Genomic DNA, 21,355 nt, shown 5'->3' with positions numbered 1-21,355 from the left:
GTCTACGAAGTCACCGAGCTTGGGGACGTGGTGAGCGAGCTCGCCGGTGGCGGCAGCGACACGGTCTGGACCTCGCTCGGGAGCTACGTCCTGGGCGCCAACGTCGAAAACCTGTTTTTCGGCGGCAGCGGCGACTTTGCGGGCACCGGYAACGYGCTCGRCAAYACGATCGCGGGGGGGGCGGGTAATGACGTCCTCGTCGGTGGCGCAGGTAACGACGTCCTGATCGGTGGCGCAGGTACCGACACGATGGTCGGTGGCGTCGGCAACGATGTCTACCAAGTCGACAACCTCGGGGACGTGGTGAGCGAGCTCGCCGGTGGCGGCAGCGACACGGTCTGGACCTCGCTCGGGAGCTACGTCCTGGGTGCCAACGTCGAAAACCTGTTTTTCGGCGGCAGCGGCGACTTTGCGGGCACCGGCAACGCGCTCGACAACACGATCGTGGGGGGGGCGGGTAATGACGTCCTCGTCGGTAACGCAGGTAACGACCTCATCATCGGTGGYGCAGGTGCCGACACGATGGCCGGCGGTGTCGGCAACGATATCTACGAAGCCACCGAGCTTGGGGACGTGGTGAGCGAGCTTGGCGGTGAGGGTATTGACACGGCCTGGACCTCGCTCGGGAGCTTCGTCCTGGGTGCCAACGTCGAAAACCTGTTTTTCGGCGGCAGCGGCGACTTTGCGGGCACCGGCAACGCGCTCGACAACGTGATCGGGGGGGGGGCGGGTAATGACGTCCTCGTCGGTGGCGCAGGTAACGACGTGATGAGTGGCGGCGTCGCCGGCAACGATATCTTCGCGTTTGCCCCAGGCTTCGGCAACGATACGATCCTGAACTTCGGAACCAACCCGGCCGCAGGGCAGGACTTGCTCGATATCACGGGGATGGGGGTCACCAGCGCGGTGTTCGCGACCAACGTGAGCATAACGGCTGACGGGGCGGACACGGTGGTCGGGATCGGAGCGGACTCCATCCGCCTTGTGGGTGTCAGCAGTGCGACCGTTGATCAGACGGACTTCATTCTGGTCACTTGAGGTACTGGTCAGTACTGTCGCAGGGAGCGTGGACCGCGGAGGGGAGGGCAATGGATGCCCTCCCTTTCTCTTTTCACTCGATTGTCCATTGGCTATCGGGGGGGGGGGCAGCAGCGTTTACCTTCTGCCGCAAAGCTTCGTCAACGCTCTGGAAGTATCAGGTGTTGGATCTAGAGCACATGGGGATGGACTGCTGCAACGATATGAAAAGCCCGACCGAGCAGTCGTGCCGGTTTTAACCATTCGGGTCAGGTTGAAGTTTTTGCGCAATCCATACGTCAGTCCTGATGCTCTTTTGTTGAACTCGGGCTGAAAGCACTTCTCCAAAGAAAGTGTGGGAATATTTCCCACGAGACGATGCTAGCTGGCTCTGAGGGATCGTGCGGATACCGCAGTTGCTCGTTTTTGCTGCAGATTTATGGCCGTGCCGGTTGGCTGGCCGCTCCAATGGGCGGCCGGGAACTCACTGGACTTTGCGTTCGATACGGAGATGACGACGCAACTCCAAGCGGAGGTGCATCATGCTGCTCAAGAAATGCTTGTTGGCTCTTGCAATTGGCGGGGTCCTGTCGGCATCGACGGTCCTGGTACCCGATTACATCGGTAGTTTCTCCAGCGTGTATGCCAAAGATGGCGGCAGCGGTGGAGGCGGTGGTGGTCACGGCGGTGGCGGCGGTGGCTCCGGCAGTGGAGGTTCCGGAGGTGGTGGTCACGGTGGTGATGGCGCAGGTGGTCACGGTGGCAACGGCCACGGAGAGGGTGGCGATCATGGTGCCGCAGGCCATGGCGCTGACGGTCATGGCGGCCCGGGGCGCGGCGACGCTGACCATGGTGGTATGGCCGGGAACAGAGGCCCAGGCAATGCGCGTGACAACGACGATGACCATGGTGGCATGGTCGGGAACAGAGGCCCGGGCAAAGCGCATGCCAACGACGATGACAACGATGCGGATAACGCCGCAGATGCAGCCAGGGAGGCCGCAGAAGACGCCGGGGACGCTGCGAGGGAGGCCGCAGAAGATGCCAGGGACGCAGCCAGAAACGACGCAGATGTAGCCCGGGACGCTGCAAGGGCTGATGCAGATGCAGCCCGGGATGCTGCAAAAGCTGCCGCAGATGCGGCCAGAGACGCCGCCAGGGCTGATGCGGATGCAGCGCGGGACGCTGCAAAAGCTGCTGGCGTACCGGACGCAGATGCAGCCCGGGACGCTGCCAGGGCCGCGGCAGATGCAGCCCGGGACGCCGCCAAGGCCGACGCAGATGCAGCCAGAGATGCCGCCAAGGCCGACGCAGATGCAGCCAGGAACGCTGCCAAAGTAGAGGCGAACGCAGCCAGAGAGGCTGCCAAAGTTGAGGCGAACGAAGCCAGAAAGGATGTGGCCGACGCCCCGGATTTCGACGCGGTTGAGGTGGAGAACTAAACCTGCACGTTCGGCAATGAACATGGCAGGCATACCGTAGAAAAGGTCCCGGGAGCTTGAGGGACGTATTGGCAAAGAGTCGCAAGCCCTGAAACGTCGTGGGGTTTGCGACTTTTTTTCGAAATCGTGTCGCGCGGTCAGAAACTGGCAGCAGTGTCAGTTGAATGAGTCTGGCTTGGTCTTGAGCGACCAATGTCGCAGACTGTAATGACGATGTCTGGCGGGTTGGCTTCGAATGCGTCATTGCCTTTGCTGCTCAAGCCGCCGATGGCAATGCCGGCCTCTTGCAAGGTGCTCAGGCTGCGGGGCAGCACCTGTCCCTTGGGGAAGCTGCCGGCACTGATCGCCTGAAAGCCTTCCGGGGCGAGATGGTTGAACATGGCTTCGGACAGGATGCTGCGGCAGCTGTTGGCGGTACACATAAACAGAACACGCATGGTGATTCCTCTTTGCAGTCGCCCTGGCTTGAATCGACAGTGCGCCCACCAACACCGTAGGCATGTTGTTCATCCCCGATGACAGCAAAGCCGTGAGCAGACCGGTGCCCAATGCTGCGCCCCAGATGCCGAATTCGGCCATGTGGTTCAGCGCCATTGTCATGTAGGTGGTCAGCCCGGCATTTTTCAGCCCGTACACCACCAGGTACATGGCCAGCGAAAAGATCACCACCTGCCAGGGCGCTTCACGCAGCACCCGTCGCGTTGAAATCACATGCCCACGCGCAGCCACAGCGAACAGCATCGCGGCACAGACCGCTGCGATTGCACTGACTGGAATGCCCAAGGGTTCCAGCGCAAACAACCCGATCAACAACAGACCCAGAACCATCCAGCCGACGCGGAAGGTCAGGGGATCACGCACGGCGCGTCGCGGATCCAGCACGTCATCGAGAGAGTAGTGCCGGAGAATGTCACGCCGGAAATACCGGTACAGCACCACGAGCGTGGTTGCCACGGCAACGACATTGACCGGCACCATGATGGCGGCGTATTCGCTGAAACCCAGGTCGAAGTAGTCGGCCGAAACGATGTTGACGAGGTTGGACACCACCAGGGGCAAGCTCGCCGTGTCGGCAATGAAACCGGCCGCCATGACGAACGCCAGGGTAGACGCTGGCGAAAAACGCAATGCGAACAGTATTGAAACGACGATGGGGGGTCAGAATCAGGGCTGCACCGTCGTTGGCAAACAGAGCGGATACGCCGGCCCCCAGCAGTATCGTGAATACGAACAGGCGACGCCCGTCACCCTTGGCCCAGCGCGCCACATGCAAGGCGGCCCACTGGAAGAAGCCTGCCTCATCGAGCAACAGACTGATGATGATGAGCGAGATGAACGTCGCGGTGGCGTTCCAGACAATGCTCCACACCAGTGGAATATCGTCCAGCGTCACGACGCCTGCAAGCAGGGCCAGAATGGCACCCAGGGAGGCGCTCCAGCCGACGCCCAGCCCCTTGGGTTGCCAGATGACCAGGACCATGGTGAGCAGGAAAATGCTAAATGCAGTGAACATGCAGAGTCTCGATGAATGAAGGGTCAGCAGCAGGCGGAAGTGTTCAGCGGACGGTCGCCCATCGCGGCAAGGCGAGTACTGTTTTGCGCAAGCCAGTTGGCGTTTGCCCGCAACGTCGCCTGGAGAACGTCGCGAACCCACGCGGGCAAATCGGGGTTAAGCCGGTAATACACCCATAGCCCTTGGCGGCGGTCGAGAAGCAGGCCACACCCGCGCAGCTGTGCAAGGTGGCCCGGACGCGGGTTTCGTCGGACAGGCATTTGAATACAGCGGCAGGGTTGAGCATTGGCGTGGCTCGATACATATGGTTATATGAACATACGTTTATCCATATGCTTCGTACAAGGCGCTCGGATTCGAGAGGGGGGGATTGCTCAGCCCGGCAAGGTTGCTCAGGTATGAGATAAACTTGGGCCCTTTCGGCACAAGACTCAGGAGAGGTGATGAATGGAATCGTTTAGCGTTCGTGAGCTGAAAAAGACTGACGCTCAAGCGTTGCTGGCATTCGAAGTCCATAACCGTGAATGGTTCGAATCCCATATTGATGCGCGCGCCCCTGCTTTTTACTCGTTGCAGGGTGTCGCCGATCATATCGAAAGCTATTTGTCCGATTTTGCCAATGGCGCCTGGCACCCGTTTGTCATCGAGGATTCCAGTCAGAGAATCGTGGGGCGAGCCAATCTGAAAAGCATCGACTCATCGACGGGTTCTGCGCAAGTCGGCTATCGGATTGATCAGCGCGCGTGCGGGCAGGGGCTGGCCACGCTGGCGCTGAGGCATCTGATACAGGAAGCAAAGACGCGCTGGGGGCTTACGCAACTGGTTGCCTTTGCCTACAAGGAAAACGTGGGCTCGAGAAAAGTCCTTGATCGTTGCGGATTCCAACTGGAACAACCCTCCTGTAACGAAAATACGGGCAACGAAGACCGATTCGTCCTGTTGATCCAGATAAGATCCCTCAGCGATTCAGAGCGTCGGCAGCAGGTTGGTGACACCCCGGTCACTCCTGCTGCGCTTGACCCCATTTGTCATTTTTGTCCGTAAGGTCAATCCTTGATTTAGGTAGCATTTGTCAATGCAACGCTTTCTGAGCAGACGATTGTCTGGAAACCTTTGAACGACGATTTTGAGTAAGCCAGCTTTTACCATAATAGAACCGTCGACGCTGAGATATGCAGCTTCTTTGCCGCTTCCAGTATCGTATATCCCCTATTTTTTCTCGCTGTAGCTGCTCAGCGGTACTGGCCTGTATTAATACTTTTTCTCTTAAGTAAAAATTCGAAGGGAGGTCATCGATTCCTGGGTCAGTGACTGGTGAAATGCCAAATGCTGCAAGCGTTTTAACTATCGATGTGCGGCTGCAGCTGCAGCCCAATCATTTTTTAGCTTCGGTTACACTCACGTATTTATTTTTGATTTTTTTCGAGCACTATTATTGTCAGTAAGGTACTCGCATCCTTTGCATTTTCGCCGCATATAGGTAAGTAACCGCGCCTTTATCAAGTGGCGTACCAGGCTCTCACATAGACCGGGAAACTCTGCTACCACGTGGGTGGGTACCAATTTTCTGGGGGGCGGAGTGTATCGGGCTAAAGGGGGGTGAACGGCGGGCAGATGCTGTTTTACCTCGTTGTTGGCCAACGCGAATACCCCATTCGATGATCGAACGACTAGTTTGGGTATTTATAAGATGACGACGAAGGGCACGGTCCTCGAATTCAAGCTGAGGTGTCTTCAATCGTTTGAGGGTTTTGCGAATTTGTTGAGTTGAAATCCGGGATTGGGCGGATAGACGCTGAATCGACATGAGATTTTCAGAGAGTTATTTCACGTCTCTTGGTTCAAAAAAAGACCTTGCGACCCCACCCCTTGGTGGGTGTCAATAGGCGCTCCTTGACTGCGGTTTTTCTCACGACAACTGTTTGCGCACCTTAACTCCGTGCGCGCGAGACGTATCTTGATACAAACTTCCCGTTGCGCTAGTGCAATAACCAATGTTTTTGTATTTAAAGAATCTATGGAGTGGAGTGAAGAGTGGTGTGTATAAAAAAATCTTCAAAATTTTTGTTGTTGGCTGCTTGTCTTGCGACTTTTTCAAGCGGGGTGTTGGCGGGTGCTAAAGGTAGTGTTGTTGAGGAGAAGGGCTGGAAAAGTGTCTTTGATAAATTCAACACTAATGGCACCATTATTGTCAAAGATGAACGGGGTAATCAAAGTAAAACATTCATCTACAACAAGGAGCGCTCGATAGAGCGTTTTACACCCGCTTCAACTTTTAAAATACCTCATACGCTATTCGCTCTTGATTCTGGCGTTGTTCATGATGAGTTTCAGGTCTTTAAATGGGACGGAGAGAAACACGAAATTCTTTCCCATAATGCAGACCAAAATTTAAGATCTGCGATGAGGCACTCCGCCTTGTGGGTGTATCGTGGGTTTGCAAAAGAAATCGGCAAGGACAAAGCAACAAGTTACTTGCAAAGTATAAGCTACGGAAATCAAGATGCAAGCGTAAAAAAGCGTGATTACTGGGTTGACGGTGGGCTGGAAGTTTCAGCACAGGAGCAGATCGATTTTCTTGAAAAGCTTTATAGGAATGAACTGCCTTTCAAGGTTGAGCACCAACTTTTGACAAAAGACATCATGGTGATTGAAGCAGGGCGTGAATGGATTATTCGCGCTAAAACCGGGCTTGGGAGCCAAGTAGGTTGGTGGGTCGGTTGGATAGAATGGCCAACAGGCCCGGTTTTCTTTGCTTTGAATATCGACACGCCTAATAGAATGGCCGATGCTCCCAAAAGAGAAGAAATTGGCAGGATGCTATTGAAGGCGGTTGGGGCATTACCTTCCGCTCAAGCGGTTGTCACTCAATAACTGATTTTTTCGTAAGCGATGACAGGGATGTCATCTTATATAAAATCACACTGAACTGATGATGGAGGTTGTTTTATGCCGAAATTACTGGGTAAAAGGCCACTGGCTATTTTGTGTCTCATGTCTTTTTTCACCGTGAACGCTGCACAAGCTGCGCAGGAGGGGGTTGTTCGTCACCGCGTCGCTAACTCAACTATTCCTGTCGCCGCTGCCGTTGAAGTACCTGGTTCCTTTTCAACGATATACCTGTCGGGGAAGCTTCCTCCGGTGCAAGATCCTCGCCAGAGTATCACTAGTCCGCTCGCTTATGGTGGGGACACAAAAGGGCAGACGATTGCAGTTTTTAAAGCGATAGAGAAAAGTCTGAACGATATTGGGCTGGGACTGGGCGATGTGGTCAAACTACAAGTGTTTTTGGTGGGTGACCCGACCAAGAATAACAAAATGGATATGGAGGGCTTCATGGAAGGTTATGCGCAGTTTTTCGGAACAAAAGATCAGCCCAATGTACCCGCTCGCTCCGTACTGAAAATTGCTGGGTTACCCAATGACGCGTGGCGAGTAGAGATCGAAGCGGTGGCTTTGCGCCAAAAGACCTTGTAAATAGCGAAACATATAAGCCTTGAGTGTGAAAAAGTGCGTATTGGTCATTGGAGGGAGTCGCGGAATAGGTTTTGCGGTGGCACAATATTTTGCATCTCGTGGCATGGGCTTGATATTGCTATCCAGAGATCTTGAAAGTCTAAAGCTCGCACGCTCAAGAATAGTTTCGGGCTACCCGGAAACGCTTGTAAAGACTCATGCAGTCGACATGAAGGATCCTGAGGCAATAGATAAAGAAATGGTGAGACTCCTCAGTGAGAATCCTTCTGTCGACATATTGGTTAACTCCGCGAGAGTATTGGTGGTTGGTCAGGCTTCATCCATGCATACAATAAATGTTGTTTCAATGATTTTAGCGCGGGAAACGGCGCATCTATAGTTTTATGGTGTTTGGGGAACTCAGTTGTAGTTTGTGGCGACGGGAGGCGATGCGAGACGAGACGATGTCTGTCAGCTATAGTTTGTCTTGTGTCTGATGTGTGATTGCTTAGATTGGAGTGTTATTTTTCATTTTGCTGATTTGCGGCGCAGCTCCGCCTTTCAGGCGGATTTTATCCGCCGCCCGTTGTAAATGTGACAAATGGCGCTTGATCTTCAGCCACCTCTTTCCAGCTGTCATCCGGATCAAAACGCTTCATCGATTTCGCCAGTTTTTCACCACCTGGCCCCAGGTCTTTCTCGAACACCTGTCCTTCATGACTGATCATGAAACTCATCACGCCGGTGTCATCGTATTTCGCCGGCCAGGCGATCAGGGCAAAGCCCCGGCTCATCTTGTCACCGATGAGGTAGCTGTAGGTGCCACCCGGCGCCGAAGGGCCCTGGCCATCAAGGATGCGGAAGCGGTAACCATGCCACTCTTCGTCGGCAATGGCTTTGCCGAATGAAGGCCCCAGCGGGCTGATCTGGCCGCTGTCGTCTTCCGCCCAGTAGAGTCCATCGTGCTTGCCGGGGGTGCTGAAGATTTTCTGCGCGTACTCGAGTGCGCCATCACCGTCTCGATCGACTGACGCATAGTCCATCTGGGCGTCGTGATAGGCCAGCACCGATTGCACCGCGGCCAGTTCGTTGCGGCCGATTTGACGGGCACGGATCTCGGCACTGCCGGCCTTCAGGTCGAAGCGCCAACCGTTCGCGTCTTTTGTCATGGGGATGGGCAGTGTCCAGTTCTTGCTGCCGACCGCCAGGACTGCCTTGCGCTCGCTGGAGTTTTCTATGTGATGTTGCTCGCGGTATTGCTGCAAAAACGCATCCACATCTTCGCGCTGCACGCCTTCACGCGGGATGTAACTGTGCCAGTCACTGCCCAGCAGCTCCGTCAGGCGTGCCTGGTCGGAGTGTTCCGTGCCCAGTGCTTCGACAAAGGCTTCAGCGGCCTTATCTGGCGTTGGAAAGGCCTGCTGCGCCGTCGCCATGGACGACCACAACAAGCCGGCAGCTATCGCAAGGACATGAGGGAGCAAGCCCATGAGTCTCTTCACTCGAGGTTGGTTTTTCAACGACGACCCCCCCTTTGACGCGCTGGTGGATTGGACGGCCGACTGACCTGGTGACCGGCCGATCGCGCGGCACTTGGGCGTTGGGCGGATGCCTGGCTGGCCCGGCCACGATTGGCCTGGACATTGGCCTGGGACGGTGAACGTGCACCGGCGAAGGCGTTGTTGCGGGCACTGCCGGTACTGGCGGCCGGCCGTTGATTCGCCGTTTGACGCGTCTGCGCCTGGCCCTCTCTGCGCTGATTCAGCTGAGCGCTCTGGTCCCTGGGTTGCTGATTGACTTGAGAGGCCTGTTTGCGGAGTTGCTGATTCTCCCGGGTGTTTCTGGCCGGGCCCTGGCCTCTGTCAGCCGCCTTTGGCCTGTCTGCACCGGCCTGTAGCCGATCTCCGCCCACGGTTGCGGACTGGAGTTGGCGCGTTTGATCACGGGCTTCGCGGTTGCTGGTGGCAGGTCGTTCGATACCGTGCTTGTCCATTGAGGTGCGGGCATTTTCACGGGCCTGGGCGCGTTGGGCATTGTCCCCGCGATAGGCCTCACGCTGACTGGCGCCGTTCAGTTGCCGACCGTACTGTGAGCGGCTCGCACTGTCTCGATAGGGCACGCCATTGCGGTGCACCGGGTTGTGTTGCCATTTGTTGTTGGTGATCCGGTTGTTGCCGTTGATGTTGTTGTAACGATTGACGTCGATGTCGACGTCGTTATTGCCCCAGTCACATTCACCCCACAACGATCCTACGATCGCCACACCAGCGCCAAACGCGAGTCCGGCCATCAGGGCCTGACCAGGGTAATAGGCCGGTGGCGGTGGATAGTACGCAGGCGGCGACGCCGGGTAGGGCCAGGTGCCGTAGGTGGTTGTCGGGTTATACGTGGGGACGTACACCACCTGCGGATCGGCAGGCTGAATGATGATGGTGGAGTTGCTTGCCGGGGCCGATTCAGGGGCCGGTGCCGCAGTCGTGGTCGCCGGTGCTGGCGCCGCGACATTCTGGATCGTCACGTTCTGATATTGGTTGCTCTGCAGATTGCCGGCTGCCTGTGCCTGGCGACGCAAGCGTTGCGCGCTTTCCATGACATCGTCGGGCTGCGCCAGGAAGGCATCACCCAGGCGTTGGACCCAGACGGGATCCTGTCCCAGCGTTGCCAGAACCTGCGGGAAGGCGACCAGTGCCTGCACGCTCGGATCCCAGGGCTGGTTCGCCACCTGTTTGACCGCATCGTCACCCTTGGCGTCCGGGTGCGCTTTGGACCAGATGACCGCCTCGCCGACTTCCCCGGGGTAGGTGGTGGCCATCAGTACCTGTGCAAACAGTGGGTCCGGGTAAAGCGCAATGGGCGCCAGCATCTGATCCAGCTGTTCCTGGGTAAACACGGGATCTTTGGCAGGCGCGGTGACGGGCACTGTATCGGTAGCGGGTGCCGGTGCGGCGGCGGTCGCATCTGCAGTCTGTGCCAGGCAGGAAGACCCACTCAAAAACAGTACGGCTGACAACGCGTAAAAAAATGGAATGCGCATTGCACCCCCTATGTGGTCAGGCAGGCTTGAAATGAGTGAGTCGATGCAGCAGAGGTGAAAGCTGACTTTGCAAGCCACAGAGTCCAGCTTCGTTGCCGCTTCCTAAGGGTAGCAGTTCATTTCAAGAATCAAGGTTGCCTTTAAAACGGTGTCACCCTGGTCACTGGGCGCTGGCATCGCTTTCGTGTTCTTCGGCGAATGCCATGAACACCTCCAGGTCCAGCACGTCCAGCTTGATCTGGGCGATGAACGCCGAGAAAGCCAGATTGGCCGCCAGTAGACGCAGGTCAGAGGCCCAGGCCGGAAGATAGACCGGGCCCTTGAGCCAGCCGGACTCGAACAGTGGCGCCAGGCGCACGGTGTCAGCCAGGCTGAGGCGCCCGGCAAACAAATGCCCCACCAGTTCCGGCCGGTTATCGCGGATTGCAATGCGCAGCAGGGTGTGGACGCCGAGCAATCCGGTCAGGTAAGCGGCATCCTTGGTGAACGCCGAACCGCCCCGCAGGTTGGCGCCGCGAAACACCCGTTGGGTGGAGCGGAAGGACTCCTCCTGCGACTGCCCGGCCGCCAGAAAACCTTCGAACACCTGGATGAAGTCGGCACCCTCCAGCGCCTGCTGGACGGCGAGCACGCGCAGGGCCAGACGACGCAAACGATCGATGTCCATGCTGCCGGTGAACAGTTCGGCCAGGGTGGCAATGCCTTCCTGGGTCTGGGTCGTGCGGGGCGCCCCCAGGCCCAGGCTTATGAGATTGGGCTGTCGCGCGCCGTTTTGTGCCGTGGCGACATGCACGAAGGCCTCGTGTTGCAACAGCTGGTTCTTGTCCAGCTCCGAGAACAGTGCGCTGGCCCGCAGGCGAATGCGGCTCGATCCGGCGATGGCCTTGGCGGCCAGGTTCGGATCGAGCACGACTGTGATCTGTCCGACGCCGAAGAAACGGTCCAGTTCCGGTTGTATCCAGGCGGCGAATGCCTTGGCCGGAATCTCGGCCGGGCTCGGTAGAATTCGCGCACCGCCCAGCAGGGCGTCAGTGGTCTTGAGAAAGAAGCGGGCCGCGTCGAGCATGCTCAGTTGCAGGCGCGAGTAATAGAAATCCGGGCGCCGGTACAGCGCTGACGAATATTGCGTAAAGGCGGGAGTGCCAATGGCCCCCAGCATGTGCCCGGCGGTGGCATAGCTGCGGGCGGTCATGGCGAGGAAGTTCCCGGCCGGATGCCCCACATCGCAGCGGCTGATAAAGGATTCAAGGGCGGCGATGTCAGCGCTGTGGTCGCGGGGCTGCAGCTCGACATCGGGTAACTCCGCACGCCCGCTGCGCCATTTCGCCAGGAAGTCTTCCTCGACCCCATCCGGCCAGGACAGGGCATCCAGCACGCGGATCTTGCGGGTCAGACCGGGCAGGGTGGCATCGAGTTCGGACAGGGCGGCGGCGCTCATGGATAGCTCCTTGAGGGACGAAATGACGTTACTAAAGCTTAGTCGTCGCGCGCGGTTACGTGCGTTTGCGAAGACAGGTACGCGGCCTCAGAGCAGGCTCCACGACACCCCGACGTACATCGCCATCCCCTCGCCGGGCGTGGAGCGTGCCGCGTCCAGCCCATTGTCGTCGTAGCCCGGTGTGACCGTGGCGGCATAGTGCTTGTCGGTCAGGTTGCGCAGGTCCAGCCAGGTTTGCCAGTCGCCCTTGGGCGCGTTGTAGCCCAGCGTCGCACCGAAGATTGCGTAGGGATCGGCGTAGTAGCTGTTGGCATAATCGACCGCCACCTTAGATGCCCATTGCGTGTTGAACGCGGCAAAAAAGCCTTGCGGCCAGTCGTAGCGCAGTTCGCCCTGGTAATAGTGCATCGGCAGGCCCGGCAGGCGGTTGTCACCGAAGTGGTCATCGTCGCGGTAGTGGAAGTCACTGAAGGTGTAGCTCTGGCGCAGGCTCAATTGGCCGCCATCGTCCGGCGACCAAAGAGGGCTCAGCAGGCTGGCTTCCACGCCCTGGTGCACGGTGGGGCTGGCGTTGAGTTCGTAGGGGGTGGTGGCGTTGGCATCCGGTAACACCGACAGCAGTTCATGGCGCACTTGGGCGTAGTACCAGGCCAGGCTCCACTGCCCCAACGTGCTGTCACCGCGGCCGCCGATTTCCAGGGTGGTGGCGGTCTGGTTTTGCAGCTTGACCGGATCACGCTGGGCGCCTGTGGCGGGGCCACTGCCTGCCGGGAATCGAATGCTGGAGCTATAGATCAGCGACCACGGGTGCGGTGCCTCGACCGAGCGACTGAGATTGCCGAACAGTTGCAGGTCAGGTGTCAGTTGATAACGCAGGCCCACGCGCGGGGCATAGTCCCAGTCGTGCAGGCTGGTCTTGCCACCACTTTGCGGGTAGGTGACATCGCTTTCACGGCGGGTGTAGATGGCAGCGAGGCCGGTGGTCAGCCACAGGTCGTCGGCGATTTCCAGGTCATTGCCCACATGCAGGACGGTGTCCGAGCCCTGGTAGGTGAAGTTGCGAATCAGCGTGCCCGGTGCGTAACCGGCGGTGTTGCCGGTGGGGATGCGCACGAACTCGCTGGCACCTGAGTTGGGCAGGTGTCTGGTCACTCGCAGGCCCAGCGTGCTTTGGCTTTGCAGGCCCCACAGCGTGTCGCGACGCTTGTAGTCGAACGTGCCGCTGACGTCCGTGTACGCCACCTGCAGGCGGTTGGGACCCTCACGCAAATCCATCGGGTAGTCGTGGTAGACAAGACCGGTCTGGATGCTCGAATCGTCATCGATGTACCAGGTGGTCTTGTTGCCGATAAAGGTGCTGCCCGGCTCATCGCGGCGGTCGTCCCGCACCACGTAGGCAGGGTTGGCCGCCCGTGGGTCATGCTCGATGGAGTGCTTGGTCACGCGCCCCGCGAGGTCGTTGTCGGTCTGGCGGTGGCGCAGGTAGAAGCGTGTTTCCAGGTTGGGGTTGAAGCGATAACCGAAGTTGGCGATGACACCCTGGCTCTCACTGGCCGTGTGGTCCTGGTAGCCGTCGGCGTTGGCATCGGTCATGGCCAGGTAGTAATCGAAGTCGCCGAGCACTTGCCCGGAACTGACCTGGCGCTGGAGGTAGCCGTGGCTGCCCGTTGCGTAGCGCACCTGCAGCAGCGGCGAGTCGTAGCCAGTGTGGCTGACGTAATCGATGGCCCCGCCCAACGCCAGGGCGCCCCGGTCGAACCCGTTGGCGCCGCGCAGCACTTCCACATGGTCGAGCCACAGCGGTTCCAGCAATTCATAGGGCGTGCCGCCGGGGCCGGTCAGCGGCAGACCGTCGAGCATGGTGTACAGCCCCGAGGCATGGGCGCCGGGTGCACGGTTGATGCCTGATCCGCGGATCGAGATCTTCACCCCTTCGTTGCCCGCCGACTGGGCGTAGATCCCCGGCTGGTAAGCCAGCACATCCTGATTGCTGGCCACGCGGCCCTGCAACGGGCGACGCATGTCGACCACATTGGTGCCGCCGGGCACCTGGGCCAGCCGCGCCATGGCGTCCTCGATCCCCTGGTCTTCGTCGCTCTGGTCCTCAGCCCCGATCAGCACTTGCCCCAGCTCCAGGCTCTGGGCCTCGGCCATGGCCGGACAAACAAGGGCCAGGCCCAGCAGCGCAGCGGGCAAGTATTCAGGCGGGGGCATGGGGGAAACTCCAGATGTACAGGAACGGGCAAAGAACAGTGCGACGCAAGAAAGAACGAAGGGAGCACATGGCAATCTTGCTTTTTGCACGCCAAGGGCAGGGCGGCCGCGATGCAGCGCTACAACGGTTTACAGCATTCCGACGATGAGGGGGGATGCGGCATTCATCCGCCACAGGAATGACTGTTTCCAAATACGACGAAAGTTGTATGGAGGTCGGTTTCGGCACATGTTATCAGGCGCTTGTCTTGAAAACGCAACTGCTAATTTGTATCATTCGTTTTCAATTCAGCGAAGCAGGGAACGCAGCGCCCAAACAATAATAAGGTCAAGGCAATGCTCAAAATGCTTCTCGTATACGGTCATCTGCTCGCTACGTGTATTGCCCTGGGGAGGGTGTTGCAGGCGGATCACAAGCTTTGGAGCTGGCGCAAGGAAATACTGGACCAGGCGCGGCTCGAGTACCTTGATGAAACCCGGAAGATCGTCAGCCTCGCACTGCTGGGCCTTTGGGCAAGCGGATTGTTGCTGGTGCTCCAGGGTTACCTCAATGAAGGCGACGCGTATCTGCTCAATCAGAAACTCTGGGCCAAGGTGACTGTCGTCGCGCTGCTTAGCCTGAACGGTGCATTGTTGCATCGAGTTGGTTTCCCGCTGCTGCAAAAGGCTCCATTCGTCGCACTGCGCAGTGCAGGGCGCACGCGGCTTGCCTTGTTGGGTGCGCTTTCCATGAGCGGTTGGCTATTCGCCGCATTCCTGGGGGTGGCTCGAGCCTGGAATCACGTGTTGCCTTATCTGCATGTGATGGGCGCATTCGCCGCATTCTCGTTACTGGCTTGTTGCGTGGCACTTGCAGTCGCCGGTAGGGCGGGCAGTGTCGGTGCGCAAAAATCCTCGGTACCGGGGTAGCTATCGACGAAGCACGCCAAAATCCAAGCCCATGTCACCCCCGCATGGGCAACCCCCCCATCCCCATCCGTGTCCCCAGCCGTCGGTCGGCTTTCTCCTGCGCCGGTTGACCCGGAGCCAGAAAGGTCTAGTTTCATTGTGTGGGAAAAAATCCCACGCACTAAATTCAGGAGAAACTGTAAGTCAGACGGATTGCTCCAATGCCGCTCCCGGATTGCAACGCGTATTGCGTTGACACTGCTCGCGGTAAATCACCAGGAGAATGCACGATGAACACTTACCTGCTTTTCAAGAGAGGATTACTGGCACTGGCAATTGGTGGCGTCCTTTCGGCTTCCATGGTTTTGGTACCGGATTCCGTCTCCCATGACTCGAGTGCCTACGCCAAGGATGGTGGTGGTGGTGGTGGTGGTGGTGGTGGTGGCGGCGGCAACGGTGGTGGCGGTGGCGGTCATGGTGGCAATAGTGGCCACGGCGGCAACAGTGGGAGTGGTGGCAACAGTGGTCACAGCGGCAGCGACCATGGGAATTCAGGCCATGCCGGTTCTGGAGCCTCGAACTCCGGTCGCGGTGGTACCCATGCAGAAGCCGGTGACGACCACGGCAACCACGCTCGCGGCGAAGCCGGTGACGACCACGGCAACCGCGCTCGCGGCGAAGCCGGTGACGACCACGGCAACCACGCTCGCGGTGAAGCCGGTGACGACCACGGCAACCACGCTCGCGGCGAAGCCGGTGACGACCACGGCAACCACGCTCGCGGTGAGCCTGGTGATGATCACGGTGTCCACGTTGGCGGTGAGCCTGGTGATGACCGCGGTGTCCATGTCGGCGGTGAGCCTGGTGACGACCGCGGTGCCCATGTCGGCGGTGAACCCGACGACGACAGCCGGATCTGAAGCGTTTTGCGGCCTCATGCAAAACCCTGGGGACCGGTTTTGCACGAGGCGCGAAAAAAATACGCGCGTGCGTTCATGGGATTATTTCCCACGTAGCTATACTGGGGTTATCTATCCAGGAATTCGCTGAATGCAATCGTCGACGCTGCCCACCTCGCTCCTCAAAGCCTTGCGACATGTCATGCGGCCGCTGGTACGCCTGATGCTGCGCAAAGGCGTCACTTACCTGGTGTTTGCCGACCTGCTCAAGGAGGTTTTCGTCGAAGTGGCGGACCGTGAGTTCCGCCTGGGCGAGAAGGCACCGACCGACAGCCGCATCAGCCTGCTCACCGGCGTGCATCGCAAGGATGTACGGCGCTTGCGCAACACCAGCGACCCGGCTGCTTCCACACTTCCGGAAAACATCACGTTCGGTGCGCAACTGGTCAACGCCTGGGCCAGCGCGCCTTTCTGCAACGACGCCGGCCAGCCACTGCCACTGCCTCGATTGGCCCGTGTCGGCGGCGACCGCTCCTTTGACGCCTTGGTGGCAAAAGTCAGTACGGATATCAGGGCGCGGGTGGTATTGGACGAGTGGCTGCGTCTGGGGGTCGTGCGCCTTGACGAACAAGATCTCGTGCACCTCGAAGCCCAGGCCTTCGTGCCACAAAAGGGCTTCGATGAGAAAGCGGCTTACCTGGGGCATAACCTGCACGATCATGCCTGCGCTGCGGTACACAACCTGAGCAGCGAAGGTCCGGCCTTTTTTGAACGCAGCGTGCACTATGACGCACTGGCCCCGATGAGTGTCGAGGCGTTGCGCGAGGCCGTTGCCAGCGAGGGAATGCAAGCCCTGTTGAGTTTCAACCGACTCGCCGCCGAACTGGAGTTCCGGGACCTGCCCAGCCTTGAACCACGCCAGCGCATCACGGTCGGCTTGTACTTCTACACTGAAGATTCCGATCCCAATTCGTCCACGGCCCCTAAGCCATGACCGTCAATCTACGCCTGATTCGTGCAATCGCCCTCACTCTGGGCCTCGGGCTTCCGATTGTGCTGCAAGCCGCCCCAGCCTGTGTCAGCCAGAATGACGCGGGCACCAGCGCAGTGCCAGTCATCCAGGCTCCGGGCGGTACCGGCGGCACGGGCGCAGCGCCTGGCGGCATGGGCGGTACCGGCATCGACACCGACAACGGCGGGATCGGCGGTACCGGTGCACCGCTGAAAAAACGCCCTGGCGGCATTGGCGGTACCGGTGCCATTGCAGGCGGCGTGGGTGGCACGGGCATCAGCAATGATAACGGAGGGATCGGTGGCACCGGCATTGTCGGCACCATCACCGGGTTCGCCTCGATCTGCGTCAATGGCGTGGAAGTGCACTTCAACAACAACGTCCCTGTCAGCGAGAACGGCGTTGCCACCACCAGTACCCACCTGGCAGTCGGCCAAGTGGTTGCCGTGGAAGCGTTCAACTCCCGGCGAGGTCTGGAGGCCGGGCGCATTTCTATCCTGCACGCCTACGAAGGCCCCTTGACAGCCCTGCCGCGCGCATCCATGCCCATGCGCGTCATGGGGCAACCGGTACGCCTGGCCAGCGGTGCTCAAGTCGCTCCCGGTCTGCGCCTGGGTGATCCCGTACGGGTCAGCGGGCTGCGCGATGCTCGTGGCGAAGTGGTGGCCAGCCGCATCGACCGGGCGCCCGGCCTCAAGGAAGCCAGTGCCATAGGCTCGGTGGATCGCAGCGGCTATCTCCAGGGGCTCAAACTCAGCAATCATTCAGGCGCGGCGCAGGAAATGCTGGTGCGCGGCCAGTGGTCCGGCCGCGAGCTGGACGTGACCCAAAGCCGCCCCGACCCGAGCCTGCCTTTCATTGGCCGGGCACACAATGCAGTGATCGAGGGCCTGGTACAGGGCCGGCAGGACCGCCATCTGGTGGTTGGAGGCTTTAATGTGACGCTGGCGCACGACACCGTGTTTGTCGGTGTGCAGCCTTCAGAAATGGCGCTGGACCGACGCGTGCGGGTCAGCGGCGTGTTTACCGGTGCGCGGGACGTGCAGGCAACGCGTATCGAATTGCCCCGCGAGCGCTCCGATTCGCCAGCCAGCAACCAACACGGGCGACTCCGGGGCAGCGAGCAAAAAACGGACGACTCAAGTGGCTCGGTCAATTCGGGCGGCTCCAACAGCTCCGGGAACTCGGGCAGTGACAGGAGCGGCCGCTCCGGGAGCGAGGGCGGCGTCGGCGAAGATACTCGCCACGGGGGCAATGACAGTCATGGCGGCGGCGACCAGAGGGAGCGCGTGGACAGGTCCGGCAAGTCAGAGCGTGTCGAGAAGGTCGAGCAACCCGACAAAGTCGATAGAGTCGAGAAGGTAGAGCAAGTCGAAAAAATCGAACGCCCAGAGAAGGGCGAGAAAGTAGAGCGACCAGAAAAAGTCGAGAAGGTGGAGAAAGTCGAAAAGGTCGAGAAAGTCGAGAAAGTCGAGAAGGTTGAACCGGTTGAAAAAGTCGATCACTCCGGCAGGTCGGGTTAAACAGTGCTGTCATGATGCACTATCGTCATAAGTAACTAGGCTTGGTAAGTCACGCAACAAAGCATGCGTGTGAACTTCGATGACGCAAGACACGAGGTGAACATGGACCCCAAGCGCATCCTGCTCGTCGGTTGGCTTGCCAGCCTGGCCTTGCCGGCCCTGGCCGATACCTTCTCGACCTCGATCGGAACCGACTACTCTCGGGGCGACTATGGCACCGGTACAACTTCTGAAACCTGGTACGTCCCACTGGTGGGCAAATACCAGACCGGCCCCATGACCTACAAGCTCACTGTGCCCTGGCTGCGCATCACCAATCCTTCGGTCGGCCCTGATGGCGAGCCGTTGCCCGGTGGTTGCGGCAAAGTGGAAAGCGGTTTGGGTGACACTGTCGCCGGTGCCGATTATGCGGTGATTGACGGCAGCGTTGGCGGGCTGTTCGTGGACCTGATCGGCAAGGTCAAGTTGCCCACAGCCGACGAAGACAAGTGCCTGGGCACGGGCAAAACCGACTACTCCGCCCAGGTCGACGTCGCCAAAGCCTTCGGCCCTGTGACCGGGTTCGCCACTCTGGGCTGGAAAAAATTCGGCGACCCGTCGGGCTCCGACTTCGACAACCCGATATTCGCCGGCCTGGGCTTCGCCATGCCAGTGTTCGCGCGCACTGCGGCGGGCGTGTCCTACGATTGGCGGCAAAAGGTCGTTTCCACGGGCGACCAGATCAAGGAGCTCACCCTGTTCCTCACGCACAAGCTCAATCAGAACTGGAAGTTTCAGTTGTATGCCGTCAAGGGTTTTTCCGACGCCAGCCCGGATGGCGAGGCTGGCCTGGTGTTCAGCCACACCTACTGATATCCACCTGTTTCCCTGCACTGATGCGTTTCACTGCCTCGGCCCAGGCCAGCGCGCGCTTTAGTCCTGATGTTCGGTCGTTGACACTCAGGCTGACAGCACTAATCTATTAGGTGTGGGAATATTTCCCACGCAACGATGCCGGCTGGCTCTGAGGGATCGTGCGGATACCGCAGTTGCTCTTGATTGCTGCAGATTTATGGCCGTGCCGGTTGGCTGGCCGCTCCAATGGGCGGCCGGGAACTCACTGGACATTGCGTTCGATACGGAGATGACGACGCAACTCCAAGCGGAGGTGCATCATGCTGCTCAAGAAATGTTTGTTGGCTCTGGCAATTGGCGGGGTCCTGTCGGCATCGACTGTCCTGGTGCCTGATTACATCAGTAGTTTCTCCACCGTGCATGCCAAAGATGGCGGTAGCGGCGGAGGCGGAGGCGGCGGTGGTCACGGTGGCGGCGGAGGCGGTGGTGGTCACGGTGGCGGCAGTGGAGGCGGCGGCAGCGGAGGCTCTGGAGGCTCCGGAGGTGGTGGTGGTCACGGTGGCGGCGGTGGTTCCGGCAGTGGAGGCTCCGGAGGCGGTGGCCACGGTGGTGATGGCGGAGGCGGTCACGGTGGCAACGGCCACGGAGAGGGTGGCGATCATGGTGCTGCAGGCCATGGCGCTGACGGTCATGGCGGCCCGGGGCGCGGCGACGCTGACCATGGTGGTATGGCCGGGAACAGAGGCCCAGGCAATGCGCGTGACAACGACGATGACCATGGTGGCATGGCCGGGAACAGAGGCCCAGGCAATGCGCGTGACAACGACGATGACCATGGTGGCATGGTCGGGAACAGAGGCCCGGGCAAAGCGCATGCCAACGACGATGCCAACGACGATGACAACGATGCGGATAACGCCGCAGATGCAGCCAGGGAAGCCGCAGACGAAGCCAGAAACGACGCGGATGAGGCCAGGGACGCTGCCAGAAACGATGCGGACGCAGCCAGGGATGCTGCCAGAGCCAAGGCGGATGCAGCCCGGGATGCTGCCAAAGCTGCAGCAGATGCAGCCAGAGACGCTGCGAGAGCTGCTGGCGTACCGGGCGCAGATGCAGCCAGGGATGCCGCCAAGGCAGAAGCAGATGCAGCCAGAGATGCTGCCAGGGCTGCCGCAGATGCGGCCAGGAACGCTGCCAAAGTAGAGGCGAACGCTGCCAAAGTCGAGGCGAGAGAAGCCAGAGAGGCTGCCAAGGTCGAGGCGAAAGAAGCCAGAGAGGCTGCCAAAGTCGAGGCGAAAGAAGCCAGAGAGGATGCCAAAGTCGAGGCGAAAGAAGCCAGAGAGGATGCGGCCGACGCCCCTGATGCCCCGGATGTCGACGTGGCTGAGGTAGAGAACTGAGCCCGCCCGTTCCGCAATGAACATGGCAGGCATATCCGAAGAAAACGTCCCGGGAGCTTGAGGGACGTATCGGCTATGAGTCGCAAACCCTGAATAGTCGCGGGGTTTGCGACTTCTTTTTGATATCTGCCGCACGGTCCGAAATGCCGACGAGTATGTTGGCAGGGGCGGATCGAGCAGGACGGGTGTGGCGCTGTCATTGAATGTGGTGGCCTGGAACAGTGCTATCGCTGGGAGAGGGTGATGGGTGGCGTCCACGAAATAACAGGGGGGGGCTTCAGTGGCGACGTGGTCCGGGCTCTCTGCTGCCCCGATGCCTTATATAGACGCTGGAGGTTTTCATGGTGGCAACCCCGGGCGCTTTGGTAAGGAAGAAGAATTTTCAGGTGAGGGGTTGACCACGTATTTTAATACTGTACTATTCGCCTCCCGCTAACGAGCAGCTTGATGTTGTTCTTGGCTTAAGTAGTTGATTTTGTTGAAAAATCAGAAACTTTTAAGGTTGCAATTTGAAAAGATGCGCTGTAAGATGCGCACCTCGGTTGAGACGAAAGATCTTAACCAGCCGCTCTTTAACAACTGAATCAAGCAATTCGTGTGGGTGCTTGTGGAGTCAGACTGCTAGTCAACAGATTATCAGCATCACAAGTTACTCCGCGAGAAATCAAAGATGTAACCAACGATT

The 21,355-nt window shown here is 59.1% G+C and carries 15 protein-coding genes and 4 pseudogenes; 10 read left to right on the top strand and 9 right to left on the bottom strand.

Annotated elements, in window-relative coordinates; genetic code table 11:
- Positions 1–1,038, top strand: a 1,038-nt coding sequence (locus tag AC1DKH_RS29425; protein WP_477800120.1) for a calcium-binding protein, incomplete at its 5' end; no start/stop codon positions are given.
- Positions 1,039–1,454: 416 nt separating this feature from the next.
- Here AC1DKH_RS29425 and AC1DKH_RS29420 read toward each other — a convergent pair.
- The 4 genes and pseudogenes from AC1DKH_RS29420 to AC1DKH_RS29405 form a co-directional block, all read right to left on the bottom strand.
- Positions 1,455–2,483 carry a hypothetical protein gene (locus tag AC1DKH_RS29420; protein WP_477800119.1) on the bottom strand — a complete coding sequence of 343 codons (1,029 nt, stop codon included), beginning with the start codon at positions 2,481–2,483 and terminating at the stop codon, positions 1,455–1,457.
- 170 nt (positions 2,484–2,653) lie between these two features.
- A pseudogene (locus AC1DKH_RS29415) lies at positions 2,654–2,896 on the bottom strand (arsenate reductase/protein-tyrosine-phosphatase family protein); the annotation flags it as partial.
- Between the two features lie 25 nt (positions 2,897–2,921).
- A pseudogene (locus AC1DKH_RS29410) lies at positions 2,922–3,972 on the bottom strand (arsenic transporter); the annotation flags it as partial.
- Between the two features lie 23 nt (positions 3,973–3,995).
- A pseudogene (locus AC1DKH_RS29405) lies at positions 3,996–4,258 on the bottom strand (metalloregulator ArsR/SmtB family transcription factor).
- 161 nt (positions 4,259–4,419) lie between these two features.
- Here AC1DKH_RS29405 and AC1DKH_RS29400 point away from each other — a divergent pair.
- The 4 genes and pseudogenes from AC1DKH_RS29400 to AC1DKH_RS29385 form a co-directional block, all read left to right on the top strand.
- Positions 4,420–4,917 (top strand): annotated as a pseudogene (locus tag AC1DKH_RS29400) (GNAT family N-acetyltransferase); the annotation flags it as partial.
- A gap of 1,119 nt (positions 4,918–6,036) precedes the next feature.
- The gene (gene blaOXA, locus AC1DKH_RS29395; RefSeq protein WP_477765523.1) at positions 6,037–6,846 is read left to right on the top strand and encodes a class D beta-lactamase; all 810 of its coding nucleotides are present in this window, start codon (positions 6,037–6,039) and stop codon (positions 6,844–6,846) included.
- A gap of 75 nt (positions 6,847–6,921) precedes the next feature.
- A complete protein-coding gene (locus tag AC1DKH_RS29390) occupies positions 6,922–7,449 on the top strand; it encodes a RidA family protein (RefSeq protein ID WP_477800118.1) in 528 nt (175 codons plus the stop codon).
- 25 nt (positions 7,450–7,474) lie between these two features.
- Positions 7,475–7,828, top strand: a complete 354-nt coding sequence (locus tag AC1DKH_RS29385) for an SDR family NAD(P)-dependent oxidoreductase (protein WP_477800121.1) — start codon at positions 7,475–7,477, stop codon at positions 7,826–7,828.
- 172 nt (positions 7,829–8,000) lie between these two features.
- On the opposite strand, the gene AC1DKH_RS29380 is transcribed toward AC1DKH_RS29385, so the two are convergent.
- The 4 genes from AC1DKH_RS29380 to AC1DKH_RS29365 form a co-directional block, all read right to left on the bottom strand.
- Entirely contained in the window at positions 8,001–8,918 is a 918-nt protein-coding gene (locus AC1DKH_RS29380; RefSeq protein WP_477800117.1) for a DUF2950 domain-containing protein, read from the bottom strand.
- A 26-nt stretch (positions 8,919–8,944) separates the two neighbouring features.
- Positions 8,945–10,462 (bottom strand): DUF3300 domain-containing protein, encoded by a 1,518-nt coding sequence (locus tag AC1DKH_RS29375; RefSeq protein WP_477800116.1) that lies wholly within the window; start codon positions 10,460–10,462, stop codon positions 8,945–8,947.
- Positions 10,463–10,622: 160 nt separating this feature from the next.
- Complete coding sequence (locus AC1DKH_RS29370) at positions 10,623–11,900, bottom strand: flavohemoglobin expression-modulating QEGLA motif protein (protein ID WP_477800115.1); 1,278 nt, start codon at positions 11,898–11,900, stop codon at positions 10,623–10,625.
- An 87-nt stretch (positions 11,901–11,987) separates the two neighbouring features.
- Positions 11,988–14,114, bottom strand: coding sequence for a TonB-dependent receptor family protein (locus AC1DKH_RS29365; RefSeq protein ID WP_477800114.1), 2,127 nt, complete (start codon positions 14,112–14,114; stop codon positions 11,988–11,990).
- 336 nt (positions 14,115–14,450) lie between these two features.
- Between AC1DKH_RS29365 and AC1DKH_RS29360 the strand changes: the two genes are divergently transcribed.
- The 5 genes from AC1DKH_RS29360 to AC1DKH_RS29340 all read left to right on the top strand — a co-directional run bounded on the left by AC1DKH_RS29360 (position 14,451) and on the right by AC1DKH_RS29340 (position 19,288).
- On the top strand, positions 14,451–15,023 hold the full coding sequence (locus AC1DKH_RS29360) for a hypothetical protein (RefSeq protein WP_477757051.1): 573 nt from the start codon (positions 14,451–14,453) through the stop codon (positions 15,021–15,023).
- A 269-nt stretch (positions 15,024–15,292) separates the two neighbouring features.
- A complete protein-coding gene (locus AC1DKH_RS29355) occupies positions 15,293–15,922 on the top strand; it encodes a hypothetical protein (protein WP_477800113.1) in 630 nt (209 codons plus the stop codon).
- A gap of 130 nt (positions 15,923–16,052) precedes the next feature.
- A complete protein-coding gene (locus AC1DKH_RS29350) occupies positions 16,053–16,895 on the top strand; it encodes a DUF6502 family protein (RefSeq protein WP_477800112.1) in 843 nt (280 codons plus the stop codon).
- A complete protein-coding gene (locus AC1DKH_RS29345) occupies positions 16,892–18,436 on the top strand; it encodes a DUF5666 domain-containing protein (protein WP_477800111.1) in 1,545 nt (514 codons plus the stop codon). Before AC1DKH_RS29350 ends, AC1DKH_RS29345 begins: the two co-directional genes overlap by 4 nt.
- Before the next feature lie 102 nt (positions 18,437–18,538).
- Entirely contained in the window at positions 18,539–19,288 is a 750-nt protein-coding gene (locus tag AC1DKH_RS29340) for a hypothetical protein (protein ID WP_477800110.1), read from the top strand.
- Between the two features lie 197 nt (positions 19,289–19,485).
- On the opposite strand, the gene AC1DKH_RS29335 is transcribed toward AC1DKH_RS29340, so the two are convergent.
- Positions 19,486–20,694, bottom strand: coding sequence for a hypothetical protein (locus AC1DKH_RS29335; RefSeq protein ID WP_477800109.1), 1,209 nt, complete (start codon positions 20,692–20,694; stop codon positions 19,486–19,488).
- Positions 20,695–21,355 lie beyond the last annotated feature (661 nt).

The sequence above is a fragment of the Pseudomonas sp. 05L36 genome (assembly GCF_056398125.1).
This window is presented reverse-complemented; position numbering and strand designations above follow the sequence as displayed.